12 protein-coding genes and 1 pseudogene are annotated in these 13,329 nt (G+C 54.5%); 8 read left to right on the top strand and 5 right to left on the bottom strand.

Annotation, left to right across the window (positions count from 1 at the left end; translation table 11 throughout):
- Window positions 1-126 precede the first annotated feature (126 nt).
- Window positions 127-990 (bottom strand): SDR family oxidoreductase, encoded by an 864-nt coding sequence (locus DNK50_RS21460; RefSeq protein WP_112196178.1) that lies wholly within the window; start codon window positions 988-990, stop codon window positions 127-129.
- Window positions 991-1,080: 90 nt separating this feature from the next.
- On the opposite strand from DNK50_RS21460, the gene DNK50_RS29635 reads away from it, so the two are divergent.
- Window positions 1,081-1,473, top strand: coding sequence for a helix-turn-helix domain-containing protein (locus DNK50_RS29635; RefSeq protein ID WP_112196177.1), 393 nt, complete (start codon window positions 1,081-1,083; stop codon window positions 1,471-1,473).
- 263 nt (window positions 1,474-1,736) lie between these two features.
- Here the strand turns inward: DNK50_RS29635 and DNK50_RS21450 are convergent, their stop codons facing one another.
- Together DNK50_RS21450 and gcvA are read right to left on the bottom strand one after the other, a co-directional pair.
- Window positions 1,737-2,951, bottom strand: a complete 1,215-nt coding sequence (locus DNK50_RS21450; RefSeq protein WP_112196176.1) for a MalY/PatB family protein — start codon at window positions 2,949-2,951, stop codon at window positions 1,737-1,739.
- 239 nt (window positions 2,952-3,190) lie between these two features.
- Window positions 3,191-4,153 carry a transcriptional regulator GcvA gene (gcvA, locus tag DNK50_RS21445; RefSeq protein WP_112196175.1) on the bottom strand — a complete coding sequence of 321 codons (963 nt, stop codon included), beginning with the start codon at window positions 4,151-4,153 and terminating at the stop codon, window positions 3,191-3,193.
- Window positions 4,154-4,329: 176 nt separating this feature from the next.
- On the opposite strand from gcvA, the gene DNK50_RS21440 reads away from it, so the two are divergent.
- The 4 genes and pseudogenes from DNK50_RS21440 to DNK50_RS29625 all read left to right on the top strand — a co-directional run bounded on the left by DNK50_RS21440 (window position 4,330) and on the right by DNK50_RS29625 (window position 7,859).
- Complete coding sequence (locus tag DNK50_RS21440) at window positions 4,330-5,103, top strand: SDR family NAD(P)-dependent oxidoreductase (RefSeq protein WP_112196174.1); 774 nt, start codon at window positions 4,330-4,332, stop codon at window positions 5,101-5,103.
- A gap of 14 nt (window positions 5,104-5,117) precedes the next feature.
- Window positions 5,118-5,453, top strand: coding sequence for a carboxymuconolactone decarboxylase family protein (locus DNK50_RS21435; RefSeq protein ID WP_112196173.1), 336 nt, complete (start codon window positions 5,118-5,120; stop codon window positions 5,451-5,453).
- A 483-nt stretch (window positions 5,454-5,936) separates the two neighbouring features.
- Window positions 5,937-6,956 (top strand): annotated as a pseudogene (locus DNK50_RS29630) (methyl-accepting chemotaxis protein); the annotation flags it as partial.
- A gap of 18 nt (window positions 6,957-6,974) precedes the next feature.
- On the top strand, window positions 6,975-7,859 hold the full coding sequence (locus tag DNK50_RS29625) for a methyl-accepting chemotaxis protein (RefSeq protein ID WP_371929530.1): 885 nt from the start codon (window positions 6,975-6,977) through the stop codon (window positions 7,857-7,859).
- A 173-nt stretch (window positions 7,860-8,032) separates the two neighbouring features.
- On the opposite strand, the gene DNK50_RS21425 is transcribed toward DNK50_RS29625, so the two are convergent.
- Both DNK50_RS21425 and DNK50_RS21420 read right to left on the bottom strand, forming a co-directional pair.
- The gene (locus tag DNK50_RS21425; protein WP_112196171.1) at window positions 8,033-8,626 is read right to left on the bottom strand and encodes a hypothetical protein; all 594 of its coding nucleotides are present in this window, start codon (window positions 8,624-8,626) and stop codon (window positions 8,033-8,035) included.
- Window positions 8,623-8,967, bottom strand: coding sequence for a hypothetical protein (locus tag DNK50_RS21420; protein WP_162633391.1), 345 nt, complete (start codon window positions 8,965-8,967; stop codon window positions 8,623-8,625). Before DNK50_RS21420 ends, DNK50_RS21425 begins: the two co-directional genes overlap by 4 nt.
- Window positions 8,968-9,584: 617 nt before the next feature.
- On the opposite strand from DNK50_RS21420, the gene DNK50_RS21415 reads away from it, so the two are divergent.
- From DNK50_RS21415 to DNK50_RS21405, 3 genes are all read left to right on the top strand, one after another.
- On the top strand, window positions 9,585-11,048 hold the full coding sequence (locus DNK50_RS21415) for a sodium:alanine symporter family protein (RefSeq protein WP_112196169.1): 1,464 nt from the start codon (window positions 9,585-9,587) through the stop codon (window positions 11,046-11,048).
- Between the two features lie 321 nt (window positions 11,049-11,369).
- Window positions 11,370-11,933 carry a TetR/AcrR family transcriptional regulator gene (locus tag DNK50_RS21410; protein ID WP_112196168.1) on the top strand — a complete coding sequence of 188 codons (564 nt, stop codon included), beginning with the start codon at window positions 11,370-11,372 and terminating at the stop codon, window positions 11,931-11,933.
- A 758-nt stretch (window positions 11,934-12,691) separates the two neighbouring features.
- Window positions 12,692-13,246 (top strand): OsmC family protein, encoded by a 555-nt coding sequence (locus DNK50_RS21405; RefSeq protein ID WP_112196167.1) that lies wholly within the window; start codon window positions 12,692-12,694, stop codon window positions 13,244-13,246.
- Window positions 13,247-13,329: the final 83 nt, after the last annotated feature.

The raw sequence follows: 13,329 nt of genomic DNA, 5'->3' as shown, positions 1-13,329 counted from the left end.
TAAGGCTTCTTAGCGACCAGAAAACCCAATGTCGCTCGGCATGTTGGTGCCAAGGCAATTCTGCGGGACCGGCCAATCGTTCAACCAGGGCGTGCTACCGCCCTGGCGCTTCAAAAGAGTGGGCGGTCAAGCAGAGATTTCGGCGAGCCACTGATCCACGGTGCGAGGCGTTAAGGCCAATTGGACTTGAGCGCTGGTGCCTGCTGTGATCGCATTCGCGGCAGCATTTGCTTGAGCTTCATAGGCGGCAACAACTCCAGCCGCAGCGTCTGTTCCGAACAGGGGCGCAATCATTTCGCCGAAGGCCTGCGGCGTCACGCTGCTGAACGCTACCGTACGTTTCAGGTACCGTTCGAAGCCTTGAGCCAGTTGCTCTCCAGTGATCGCTGGCGACTGACCTACACCGACCAAGCCTGTAACCGTTGTGTCCGTGAACAGCCTTTCCACGACCTCAGCAACATCCAGGTGTGAACACCAGGACACCGGGTACTCCGCTCGGATGGGGTAGCGAAGAACACCTTCTGATTTCACAGCACCCAAGACGAGAGGGTTGAGTAGGTTTTCAAGAAATAAACGTGGCGCAATCACTGCAAATGACACACCTGATTCTTGGACACCTCGAATCAGTTCCGCGATAGCACTGCCCGGTGGGTTTTGCAGTGGAGAGTCAGGATCATCCACCACCCAGCCACTGGTTGAGATGACTACTCTGCCAGGCTTAGTTTGTTTGATGGCTTCTACAATGTTTTGCGCATGAATGAGACGTTCTGCCTCGGCCGCTACAGGCAGATGAATGAAAACACCCGTGGCATCTTTGTAAGCCGCAATCAGGGAGGCTACTGATGCGTTGTCAACCTTAACGCTAGGCATACCGTTGACAGAGCCCGTGTTGCGAGCAGCGGCGATCGCATTATGGCCGGAGTCAATCAGGCGTTTTAGAAGCGGGGCGCCTTGTGCGCCGTTGGCGCCATGAACAATATAGCGACTCATTCACTTACCTCTTTGTGATGTGATAACGAGAACCCAAGGTCCAGCACCACGGCCGGTTACGTCAAATTCACTATTGGAAGATTCTTTGGCATGAAGCAAAAAAATAGTCCTTGCTGTGGTGTCGCTCGTTTTCTTGCCTTGCTCGAGGGGCCATGGGCCACCTTGATTGTGAGAGAGTTACTGGGCGGACCACTGCGGTTTACCCAACTAAAACAAGCGTTGCCGGGAATCAGTGCTCATACACTGACGCACCGCTTAAAAGGCTTCGAACGCCACAAATTAGTGACACGCACTGCCTACGCAGAAACGCCTCCTCGGGTCGTGTATGAGCTCACTCCCCTAGGGCAAGAGTTACGTGACGTGCTAGAAGCATTGCGCAGGTGGGGGGACTTGGTTCCTGATGAAATTCCTCTCGAAAATGATCCCGAGCATTCGCCTGCGGATACTGAGGCGATTAAACCAAGACGGTCGCTGAAGAGGTGATCACCTTCCTATTGCATCGCCCAGCAACGCTCTTTGGCAGCTGCCTGCATTCCTGCAGCCGGTGGCAATGGCGTCTGACTCAGTTTCGATTGGTGCCTTTGCACTGACGGCCTTACCACCGTTTCCGGTCGGACGTGCTCTGTGTCCATACGCGATCGCCGTTCTCCTCACCATTGCAGATATCAAAGAATGTGGAAATGGCAGCGCCAGGCCAATGCTCCCAGCAGGAGCACTGGCCGACGCGCTTCGAGCCTTGCAGGCGGTCATGAAGGTGACAAGGCGACCCTTTGGATTGCGGTGCGCATACGGTCCAGAGCGTCTTGAAGTACGAAGCGGGGGCATGCGACATTCAGTCGAATATATCCTTCACCGTTATCGACGAACATTTCTCCCCCCTCAACGATGACACCGGCGCGCTCAAGGAAGAAACGGGTCAGATTTGCCGAATCAGGGAAATAGGCGCGTACATCCAGCCATGCCAGGTAAGTCGCTTCAGGAACCACCAGGCGGGCTTCAGGAAGATGTTCTCGTACATAGTCGGCTAACAACTCGAAGTTGCCGTCCAGGTAAGCACATAAATCCTCGAGCCAGGCTTCACCATCGCGGTACGCACCGATAGCGGCAGCCAGGCTGACCGGATTGATGAAGGGATAGTGCAGATCGTTCCAAAGCGCACTTAGCGCTGGATCGGGAATGATTATGCTGGCAATCATCATGCCCGCGAGATTGAACGTCTTGCTCACTGCCATGCAGGTAATGATGTCGCGGCTTTCAGGAAACAGCTTGGCCAACGGCGTGTGCGTGCACCCATGACGCAGGAGGTCGCAGTGGATCTCATCCGAGATGATTTTTACATCATTTGCCAGACAGATCTCTGTCATCCGTACCAGTTCGGCGTCTGTCCAAAGCCGGCCGGTTGGGTTGTGCGGATGGCATAGAAAGAACACCTTGACCGCTGGATCGGATGCATTCTTTTCGAAATCTACGAAGTCCACCTCGTAACGCCCGCCCTGCGCAACGAGCGGTGACGTAATAAAGGTTCGGCCGCTTTTAACGGCTGCATGCTTGAAGTACCCATAGGAGGGGCTCAAAGTCAGAACCTTGTCATCAGGACCACACAGATAGTGAACAAGGGCAAATAACGCAGGTATGACGCCGAGCGAAACCACCATCTGCTCACGTGGAAAACTCCAGCCATAGCGCCGCTCGCACCAGCCGCTAAATGCGTCATAGAGCTGGTCGTCGAGGTTCATCGTATAGCCGAAGATCGGGTGCCTGAGCCGATCTGCCATTGCGTCCAGGGCCGCCTGCGGAACCGCAAACTGCATATCCGCGACCCACATCTGGATGATGTCTTCCGGTGCATGATCCAGTGTAAGTGGTTCGCTACCGGGGCTAAACAGATACCTTCCATAGCCGTCGACGGCCAAGGCGTTTGTCCCGTCACGTGGCAACAAAATATCGAAATTATGGCGCATCAAATTAGTCCTCTTATGTGATGCGGGATCTGAGCCTGACGGTTGTAGCCGAAGGCATCGAAACCGAGTTGCATTGCCATCTGACGCGTTGCTGAGGAACTGGCTGGGTCAAACATGACCTCACCAGAGCCTTTGCCCAGCAAATTCCTAATCCGGGTGGAAGTGCTGCAGGGCTTTCCTGCCCGATAGTGGTATAGGCACAGCTCATGATCTGTCGCGGGCGGACCTCATCAAAAGCGTCACCTGAAAGCCTTGGTAATCGCCTGGCGTTCACTTCCTGGCGTGCATTTGCCCGCTTCGGCGAGCACCCAGTCACGAAAGTCCCGTACCTTGGGCAGCTCGCCCAACTCGGTCCGATAAACGACGTAGTAGGCCTGCGTTAGCGGACACTCCAAGCCCTTTTCAGCGAAGGGACGGATCAGGCGCCCGGCAGCTAAGTCGTCTCCCACCATCACGCTGCGAGCCAGGGCAAGACCTTGACCTTCTGCAGCTGCCTGTAACACAGCAGCCGAGTTGTTGACCCTCAGTCCATGATTCGTAGGAATGTGGTTGTATCCAGAGGCATCCAGCCACATTCGCCAGGTGGGGTAATCAGGGTTATTGGCCATGGTGAGGTCGTGAATAAGCGTGCAGGCTCCCAATGACTCAGGCGCCAACATTCCCTGCTGGAGAAGGGGAAAGTCAGGCGAGCAAACAGGAAATATCACTTCATCCATCAAGTGGACGGCTGTCAGGCCATTCCATTTACCAGCCCCGTAGCGCACCCCGATATCGACATGCTCAGTCTGAAAATCGATTGCGCGCGAGTTGGTGTCCAGCAGGACATTGATAGTGGGAAAAGCCTGTTGAAATCGCTCAATGCGTGGCAGCAGCCACTTCGACGCAAAGGCGGGACTTACCGTTACGGTCAACTCAGCGTGTGCGCCTGCGTCTCTCAGGCGGTCCAGCCCCATGCTCAAGCGATCAAATCCTTCCCGTATGTCCGGCAACGCGGTGCGGGCCGCATCGGTGAGCAAGAGCCGCGTAGCGCCACTGCCTAATCGGGTGAACAGTGGCACCCCCAGCCAGGATTCCAACGCTCGTACTTGCTGTCCGACTGCTGCGGGCGTGACGTTCAGTTCGGTTGCCGCAGCAGAAAAGCTCTGATGCCTGGCTGCCGCTTCGAAAGCGCGAAGCGCGTTGAGGTGGAGAGTGGCATTCATTGATAGTTTTTCTTTCTCAAGGATAAAGGTTATCTGCGTTGATATGGCGCAATACCTAGCTAAAGATACGCACCAACAACGCCCGGCCGCAAACAGAAAGTATCAGGTTCCGATCATTTGCAAAGGGCTGCTTTCATACAACATCTTTAGCACTCGGCCAGAGCCGGGGAGAGGGAATGAAAAATTTTTCCAACAAGGTAGCGATCATTACTGGTGGCAGTTCCGGTATCGGAAAAGAGGTTGCCAAGCGTCTGGTCGATGCGGGGGCAGCAGTCGTCATCGGAGGTCGTGACCCTGCAAAGCTTCTCGACGCAGGTCGTGAGATCGACCCGTCTGGAAAGCGGGTGCGCATGTTAGCCGCAGATATCGCCGAACCCGCTAGTGCACAGGCCCTCGTCGAGTTGGCGGTAGAGGATTTCGGCGGGCTGGACATCCTTGTCAGCAACGCCGGTGTTTTCAATCCCAAGCCGTTTCTGGACGTTAGCCCTCAAGAGTACGACTGGTTTCTCGACACGATCTTGAAGGGCAAATTTTTCATGGCGCAGGCCGCTGCCAAGGCCATGCTGACGCGCGGGGGCGGTGCCATCGTACAGACCGGTTCGTTATGGGCAATCCAGGCCATCGGCGCCACGCCGTCTGCCGCGTATTCGGCTGCCAACGCCGGGGTGCATGCGTTAACTCGCAATCTCGCTATCGAGCTGGCCGGATCGAAAATTCGCATCAACACAGTCGCGCCGGCTGTGGTTGAGACCCCGGTTTACGGCACGTTCATGACCGCTGAAGAGGTCAAGGCAGTGCTGCCGACATTCAACGCTTTCCATCCACTGGGCCGCAACGGGCAGCCTTCCGATGTTGCTAAAGCGATCTTATTTCTTGCCTCTGACGAGGCAGCGTGGATTACCGGCACCGTTTTGCCGGTCGATGGCGGCGTCACTGCCGGCCGCAACTGAGAGGGGACAACCAAATGAATGACTGGAACAAGTACTCAACCGAGCTGATGCAAAACGTTGGTCAGTTTGCCAAGCTCGCACCGGACACCATGCGCGGCCTCAATACAATCGGTAGCACACCCGCCAAGCATCTGGAGCCGAAGATTCATGAGCTGATCGCCCTGTCTGTAGCGATAAGCACGCGTTGTGACGGCTGCATTGCCGTACATGTGCAGGCTGCGCTGAAACACGGCGCGACCCGTGAGGAAATCGCCGAGGCACTGAGCGTGGCCATCGCGCTGAATGCTGGCGCCGCTCTGGTCTATACGGCGCGCGTCTTTGATGCGGTTTCGGCCTTCGAAAAGCCATGATCAGAGTGCGTTGAGGGCGAGACCCTCAGCGGGCTTTCCGTTACCGAGGTCGAGACGATCAACCTGACAAGCTGTGTTGGTCGTCCCGTCCATGTCTGCAAATGAACAACGGTCAGTCCTTGCGATTAGCCAAAGGCGAGAACGCTGCGATTCACTGGCTCGTAACTAAAGCAATCCCTGCTCGGCAAGAGGCGCCGTGCCTTTGCCTGTCACGAAAGTGGTCCAGCGAGCAGGCATTGATGAGTGCCAAGGTTTTTCAGGTCACAGCTGTCCGAGCGTTCTCGGATAGCCAGGACGTAACGTCCCAAATCGAAGTGAAATCAGGCCGCCATTTCTGCTTGGCGCGAGCCATCACGTGGTCAGCAGAGTCGATGAATTTGCATGGAAGCGGCAACGACGCCGTCTCGAAATCGCATGGAGCACGGGCTGGCCCTAAGAATAAATCTCCAGCTTTCTGACCCTTAACAGCAGTTGGAGCAACGTATGAATACATGGTTCGGCAATATCAGTATCACCAAAAAACTGGCGTTGGGGTTTGGCCTCGTGTTGCTGTTGACTTCCGCTCTGGCCATCGTTGGGTGGACCAGTTTGGGCAGCGTCGTGCAGCGCAGTGAGCGTATGACAGACGTCGCTAAACTGACGGCGGCCCTGACCAACTTGCGCGTCGCGCGTCTGGAATTCCTCGTTGCCGAAGGCGCAGCAGCAGAGGGCGAGGTACTACAGCAGCGGATCAGGCAACTCATCCAGGGCCAGCAGGACATGCTGCCCCAATTTCGCAACCCTGAGAACCAGCGTTTGCTCAAGCAGCAGATTGAACGGGTCGAGAATTATCAGCAGTTGTTCGACAGGACTACGACGGCCTATGCCGCCGCTCATGACACGCGTACCGAGATGGTCGAGCTGGCAGGTCGCGCAGGTGAACTGATTGACCGCATCCGGGACGAGTTATCGCGCAGTGCCGTTGGCGACGAGACAGGCTTTGCCCGTTATCAGGCCATTTCGCGCATCAAGGACGACGTGCAGACCCTTCGTTTCCGTGTGGTCAATTACACAAACGGCGCCAACGAGCGTACGGAGCTGGCGCTCAACCAGCAGATTCAACGCGTCGATCAGGCGCTCGATGGCCTGACAACCGTTTTTGCCAGCGCTTACCGCGAGCAGATCCAGCAACTCGAGAGCAGCGTTGCGACCTATCGCAGTTTGTTGACTACGTTCCGGTCAAACACGGGAGAGCTGGCAACGTTGCGTGAGGCGATGACCGTCCAGGCGAGGGAGCTTGATAAAGTCGGTGACTCAATGCTGAAAATGCAGCAGGCGCTGCGTGATGAAGACAGCAGCTACGCCATGCGGATGATGATCGCCGCTACCTTTCTGGCGCTGCTGGTCGGCGTTCTCGCCGCCTGGTTAATCACCCGCCAGATCGCTCGTCCGCTGAAGGAAACCCTAGAGGCGGTGGAGCGCATCGCCAATGGTGATCTCACCCAAACGCTGCAGGTCAACCGCCGTGACGAACTTGGTGTGATGCAGCAGGGCATACAGCGTATGGGCAGCACATTGCGCGAGCTAATCGGTGGCATCCGTGATGGCGTCACGCAAATCGCCAGCGCAGCTGAAGAGCTCTCGGCCGTGACCGAGCAGACCAGCGCAGGGGTCAACGGACAGAAGGTGGAGACTGATCAGGTGGCCACTGCCATGCAGGAAATGTCCGCCACGGTTCAGGAGGTGGCGCGCAACGCCTCTGATGCATCTCAAGCGGCGTCCGATGCAGATCGAGAAGCCGGCCAGGGTGATCGCGTCGTAGCCGAAGCGATTGCGCAGATCGAGCGCCTGGCGGCAGAAGTCATGCGTTCTACCGAAGCGATGACCGAGCTGCAAAATGAAAGCAACAAGATCGGCGGCGTAATGGATGTGATCAAGGCCGTCGCTGAGCAGACCAACTTGCTGGCGCTCAACGCGGCCATTGAGGCGGCGCGCGCCGGTGAGGCAGGTCGTGGTTTCGCCGTGGTGGCAGACGAAGTGCGCGGATTGGCCCAGCGTACGCAGAAGTCGACCGAGGAAATCGAAGTGCTTGTGGCCGGCTTGCAGAAGGGCACTCAGCAGGTGGCCACCATCCTGCACGGCAGTCGCGAGCTGACTGACAGCAGCGTGGCGCTGACCCGCAAGGCCGGCGATGCGCTGGGGGTGATCACCCGCAAGGTATCCAACATCCAGGCGATGAACCTGCAGATCGCCGCTGCTGCTGAGCAGCAGGGTGCGGTTGCAGAGGAAATCAGCCGTAGTGTGGTGCATGTACGGGACATTTCCGAGCAGACCGCTGAGGCGAGTGAAGAGACCGCAGCGTCGAGCATCGAGCTGGCGCGTCTCGGCAACCAGCTGCAGATGATGGTCAGTCACTTTCGCGTGTAATGCCTAGCGGGTGCGTTTTGGCCTTTCTCGGGCTCATACCGGAGCGAGTAACCTGCGGCCCGCTCTAGCCCCAACTGTGCATGTCACACCGTCAGCAAAAAAGGGGGGCGAAGTCACCAGCCATCGTCCTCTGCCGCCAAAACAAACACGGCCTCATTCACCACAGCCGATGATCACTTGGGCATTGAGCAAGGACTGTAAATCTCGAGCACATCGACTTCATCCTTGAGGACTCGAGTGGCATAACCCGCCAGAATTACAGTCGTCTTCTCGACCTTTTCACCGGTTGGACGCTGGAAATTCACGTCAGGGCCATCGAAGCTTTGTTGACCGTTGCTGTGTAGGTATTCGAAAAGACGCGCTTTGAAACGGGTATTAATTTCGTCTCGGTCGGCCTGCAGCGGACCCAGCATTAAAGCTTCGTTCTTGGTGAAAGCGAAGAAAATGCCGTCCGCAGCTCCGCCTCCCGGGACGGTCGAACAGACCACATCGTCAGACTTGAGGGTGCGCGCTGCGACGTATCTTCCCTCGACCAAGTGAGCCATTACCAAGCCGTCAGGGGTCACGACGCCAACTCCTTTTTCAGGCTGGCAACCAGGGACGCTACCGTAGGGGTGGACACACCAGTTCATGCGGGAAGAGTCCACGATAGTCGTCAGCTTCAAGTCCTGCCTGATCTTTTCCTGTGCCTCCGGCGTATCGTGACGCACGCTGGCGCAAGCAGTTACGAGCGTGGCAACCATCAGCGAAATCAATGCTCGCATCATGGCTTGCCCTCAGAGCATGGACTAAACACTTCTCGCACTTCCGTGCCTACCACGATGGGAATCGGGCCGCTCGGAGCGGAGATGTTATGAACGCTGTAATCCTTCTTGCCGGTTTCCCGGGTGAAGGTGGCAGCGTCACCGGTCAGGTAGGGTTGGCCGTTGCTCAGCAGCATTTTGAGAGCCTTGGCCCGGTACCCGGGATTGTTCACTGGCAGCGATCTGTGCACTTCGGTGTAGGGGATCACGGACACGGCCAACTGATCTTTGAAGATGTAGAAGTTCTGCCCGTCGTGATCACCGATGCATCTGACATCCTCGGTTTTGATGATGTCCTTTTGCACGTAGGCACCTTTTTCATAGTCCACGAGAATCAGGCTGTCGCTTGCACAACATTTCGGCTGAAGGCACTCGAACAACCTCCACTTGCTGAATGGTCTCAACTGTCCCGTCCAAAAATATGTAATCGATAGCACGGTGCTTCGGCGTCCCCTCATACCGCTATCTATCCTAGGGAAGTTCCGCTGCGAACATCCGGGAAGTCCGCGAGCTTCCTAACCATTTAAGCTGATCTGCCTAAACAACAGTATGAGCGAAGAGGGTTTGAGCCTCTCTTGCCGCACCCAGCCTGATCTATGATTAGATCGGCATCATGGCTCCTGCTGATTCAAGGCGATTGATCATATCCAGAAAAACCTACCGAAGGGTAGGCTTCTATAAAAAATCTCCATTTAACAACATGATAGATGCAGGTTAAAATCAAAGCTTGCAAGGCTACCATGTGGATGGTAGGTTTTTGGCATGGCAGCTTTTATCTAATTTCTTGCCTTAAAAGCGGTGATTTATCGTGCCATGAGATTGAGCGTGAAAGTTTTTAAAGAAAAAGGTCTCGGCTTTCCGATGTTTTCTAAAAGCGGAAAATCCTCGATTTTAATAAATAAAAACAATAATGGAGAAGCTCATGTTTGATCTACTAAATGATCTCCTGTGGAGCAAAGTGCTGCTGGTGTTGCTAGTCACAGTCGGCATCGGTTTCACTATCGCTTCGCGATTTGTCCAGTTCCGCTATTTTGGTCGGATGTTCCGGATACTTGGTCAGGCCTTCAAGCGCGAAAAGCACGACCATCTCAGCTCCATCCAAGCGCTGCTGCTTTCCGTAGCCGGCCGGGTCGGTGCCGGCAATATCGCCGGCGTCGCTGTGGCTATCACTTTGGGTGGGCCGGGCGCGATCTTTTGGATGTGGGTGGTTGGTCTGATGGGTATGGCCACCAGTCTTTTGGAGTGCACTCTGGCTCAGACTTATAAGCAGGCAGAAGGCAATGGCATCTATGTTGGTGGGCCTGCTTACTATATAACCAAGGGGCTGGGGCCTCGTTGGCGCTGGTTGGCGAGCTCGTTTGCCGCTCTGCTGTTGGTAACATTCGGACTTGCTTTCAACGGCCTGCAGTCATACGCAGCTGCAACCTCTATCGAAGATGCTTTCGGCGTACCTGCATTAGTTTCTGGTGTGGCTCTAGCTGCGATGGCCGGCTTGATTCTCTTTGGGGGCATCAAGCGTATAGTGCGAACTTCCGAAGTGCTGGTCCCCATCATGGCCCTTAGTTACCTGCTGGTTACTCTAGTTGTGATAGGTATGAATTTCGAAAAGGTCCCCGGGACAATCTCACTGATCTTCTACAGCGCTTTCGGTCTTGAGCCTGCAGTTGGCGGCGGCATAGGTGCGGCTATTATGATGGGCCTTAAGCGCGGCCTCTTTTCCAATGAGGCGGGCCTGGGTAGCGGCCCCAACGTAGCGGCATTGGCCTACGTGCCGCACCCGGTCACTCAGGGCATCGTGCAGGCTTTCTCGGTTTTTATCGACACCTTGGTCATCTGCTCGTGCACTGCCTTCCTGATCCTGCTCAGTGATGTTTATGTGCCGGGCGTTGAAAGTGGCGTCGATGCCGCAGCCCTTACCCAGGCGGCCATGGCGACTCATGTCGGGGAATGGGGGAGAACCTTCGTTAGCTTGGTTTTGCTAATGTTTGTCTTCAGTTCCATTCCTTATAATTATTACTTGGGTGAAACCAGCCTCCATTATTTCTTCCGCAACAACCGTAAGTTGGTCAATGCATATCGCGTGGTAGTGGTGGTTTTGGTGTTCTGGGGAGCGACTAACGATTTGGCTACGGTGTTTGGCTTTGCTGATATGACCATGGCTCTGCTGGCGCTTGCGAACCTAATCGCGCTTATCCTTCTGTTTAAGCCTGGCCTGCGCATCTTGAAGGACTATGACGCTCAGGTTCGCCAAGGTGTTGACTCGCCGGTCTTCGATGCAAGGCAGCATCCCGAGCTTGATCTAGATCTTCATGCGTGGGAGCTAGAGCCCGAGGATCGTGAGCGCCTGATTATCCGCCGTACAGATGAAATTAGGCCCACGTGTTGATGGTTATGTCACGGATCGTTCAGTTTCTATTTTGGCTGTGCTTTTCGTTACGTGCCGTGCTGTCTCTGCGGCTTTCTAATGTTCCGGTGGAACTAACACTGTGCATTTTTTACCGCCAGTCACTGGAGCATGGAGACAATTTGTGTCGAAGGCTGTCCATGCGAAGGTATTAGGTTTGCGCAAAATAAAAAGTGATTCTGGTAAGGTCGGAAGGGCTAGCTTATAGATGGGGGGTTATTTTGCCGTGGTCTATCATCTCGGAGTTGAACTGTTGCCTTAGGAAGACTAATATGGAGTCACTAAAAATTCCAGGTAAGCTTTATGAGTACGCGCTCCGACCTTTTAAGCTCTGCTGAATTACTGTTGTGCACCAAGGGCTATGCAGCGTTTAGCTATGCCGATCTGGCTGATGAAATTGGCATAAAGAAAGCGAGTATTCATCATCACTTCCCTACAAAGGAAAGGCTTGGGGTCGCTGTTGTTGAGACTTACCTATTCAGATTTGATAAGAATTTGGAGTTGATAAACGAGAAAAATCTTGATGTAGTGGCTCGTCTGAAAGCATTTGCCGAGCTTTTTGTCGATAGCTCGGTAAATGGAAGGCTACCACTTTGCGGTGCACTCGCAGCTGAGTTATCTGCCCTACCAGACAGTCTTAGAGAGCTAACCAAAAAGTTTTTCCAGATGCATATTTCATGGTTAGAAGCTAACTTGGTAATCGGTCAGTCTCAAAGAGTTGTCCGGGAAGATCTTAACCCGCAAGAGGTTTCGAGAGCGATCTTGAGCTCGCTTGAGGGCGGCAGTTTTGTCTCTTGGGCGCTTAGCGACAAGGTAGTTGATCAGTCTGGGTTTAGTTTGATTTTGCAAAATATCATCGTTTCTTAATTTACACTTAGTATTTCAGCTGCCAGGCGTGCATTTCACTTGTTTGGCCGCTTCACGCATGGCTGATTTTTGAGTGGATATTTATACCCGCACACATGCAGTGAGCGATTTTTTTAAATCCACCTGCTGGTGTTAAGGCAGGCGCCTCCCAGCGAGGTGAGTACGGCGCTTGCCAAGATTTGTTGATTCCACGCCATGTTTTATGGCCTGTCCGCTTCACTAAACCTGTCCCCAAATCAAGCGACGTATCTCCGATCCGGCTAGCCACATTTGGGCGGTCTTTACGTGCGGATGGGGGGCGGGCACCGTTTCTACTGCGATGTCGTCATCGGCTTGCCTACGTGTTCACGCATCGCTCTCGTGATGTACGCGTACAGAGCCAAGACTCAACAGCATCGCTGTTAATATTGCGCACATGCGTGGTTGCAATTGACCAATACAGGGCCTGCGATGGTGCTTCTGCGCTTCAGTAGGTTGCGGAGGGGGGATGCCGCTATCTGTGATGGAAGCCAGCGTCGATAACTCTGCTTTTGATGAGCTTTTCTTTACAGTCTCAGCCGGCTAATAAAATTCCCAGTGGAAATTATTCCGCCGCTTTGTTCGCGTAGGCGGTAGCTGCCTCAATTGTGAGTGCGTACGTACCTGTTTCGATGCGGGAAAGTGATTTTCGGAAACCTGTTGCACGCAAACCTACTAGTTGGTAGGATTCTGCATGGTTTCTATTCACGCCCCATGCTAATCAACAGAGGATCTTCATGATGACTGATAAACTGAATGGTATTGATGTAGTCGCCCTGCGGCAGTTTGCCGAAGTTGTTGGCAGTGACGCGAGCAAGCGTCACGCGAGCTTTAATGTCAAAACCCAGTGGCAAGGCCAGACTCGCTCCGTGACGAAAGTCAATCGCTACAATCTGGCAGGTGAAACCTACTCCCGTGATTTCGAAATTGTCGCCGATGAGCCAAATGAGTTGCTGGGCCAAAACTCGGCACCGAACCCCCAAGAGCTTCTAATGGCTGCGCTCAATGCCTGTCTGTCGGTTGGATATGCGGCTAATGCCTCCTTGATGGGTATTAAGATCCACAGTCTGGAAATTGAGACAGACGGTACTCTCGATCTGCGTGGTTTCTTGGGGCTCGATGAGAGCGTCAACCCAGGTTACGACAAGGTAAGCTTTGTCGTCCGCTTACACACCGACGCTACTCGTGAACGTGTTGAGGAATTGCACAGCAATGTGCTCAAGACCTCGGTGAACTTTGCCAACTTTTCGAAAGCCATCCGTATGGTGCCAACCCTCGAGGTTCGTGCGGACTGATTTTCGTTAGGTTAATCCACGCCCCCCTCAAGAGCGCCAGTTGATATGATCTCTGGCGCTGCTGCTTTCTCAAATCCAGCTGA

The sequence above is a fragment of the Pseudomonas sp. LG1E9 genome (assembly GCF_003290225.1).
GTDB lineage: Bacteria > Pseudomonadota > Gammaproteobacteria > Pseudomonadales > Pseudomonadaceae > Aquipseudomonas > Aquipseudomonas cyclaminis.
This window is presented reverse-complemented; position numbering and strand designations above follow the sequence as displayed.

Coding starts and splice junctions, on each gene's coding strand:
- DNK50_RS21460 (WP_112196178.1), bottom strand. CDS start 990: ATGAGTCGCTATATTGTTCATGGCGCCAACGGCGCACAAGGCGCCCCG.
- DNK50_RS21425 (WP_112196171.1), bottom strand. CDS start 8,626: ATGATGCGAGCATTGATTTCGCTGATGGTTGCCACGCTCGTAACTGCT.
- DNK50_RS21450 (WP_112196176.1), bottom strand. CDS start 2,951: ATGCGCCATAATTTCGATATTTTGTTGCCACGTGACGGGACAAACGCC.
- DNK50_RS21440 (WP_112196174.1), top strand. CDS start 4,330: ATGAAAAATTTTTCCAACAAGGTAGCGATCATTACTGGTGGCAGTTCC.
- gcvA (WP_112196175.1), bottom strand. CDS start 4,153: ATGAATGCCACTCTCCACCTCAACGCGCTTCGCGCTTTCGAAGCGGCA.
- DNK50_RS21410 (WP_112196168.1), top strand. CDS start 11,370: ATGAGTACGCGCTCCGACCTTTTAAGCTCTGCTGAATTACTGTTGTGC.
- DNK50_RS29635 (WP_112196177.1), top strand. CDS start 1,081: ATGAAGCAAAAAAATAGTCCTTGCTGTGGTGTCGCTCGTTTTCTTGCC.
- DNK50_RS21435 (WP_112196173.1), top strand. CDS start 5,118: ATGAATGACTGGAACAAGTACTCAACCGAGCTGATGCAAAACGTTGGT.
- DNK50_RS21415 (WP_112196169.1), top strand. CDS start 9,585: ATGTTTGATCTACTAAATGATCTCCTGTGGAGCAAAGTGCTGCTGGTG.
- DNK50_RS21405 (WP_112196167.1), top strand. CDS start 12,692: ATGACTGATAAACTGAATGGTATTGATGTAGTCGCCCTGCGGCAGTTT.
- DNK50_RS29625 (WP_371929530.1), top strand. CDS start 6,975: ATGCAGCAGGGCATACAGCGTATGGGCAGCACATTGCGCGAGCTAATC.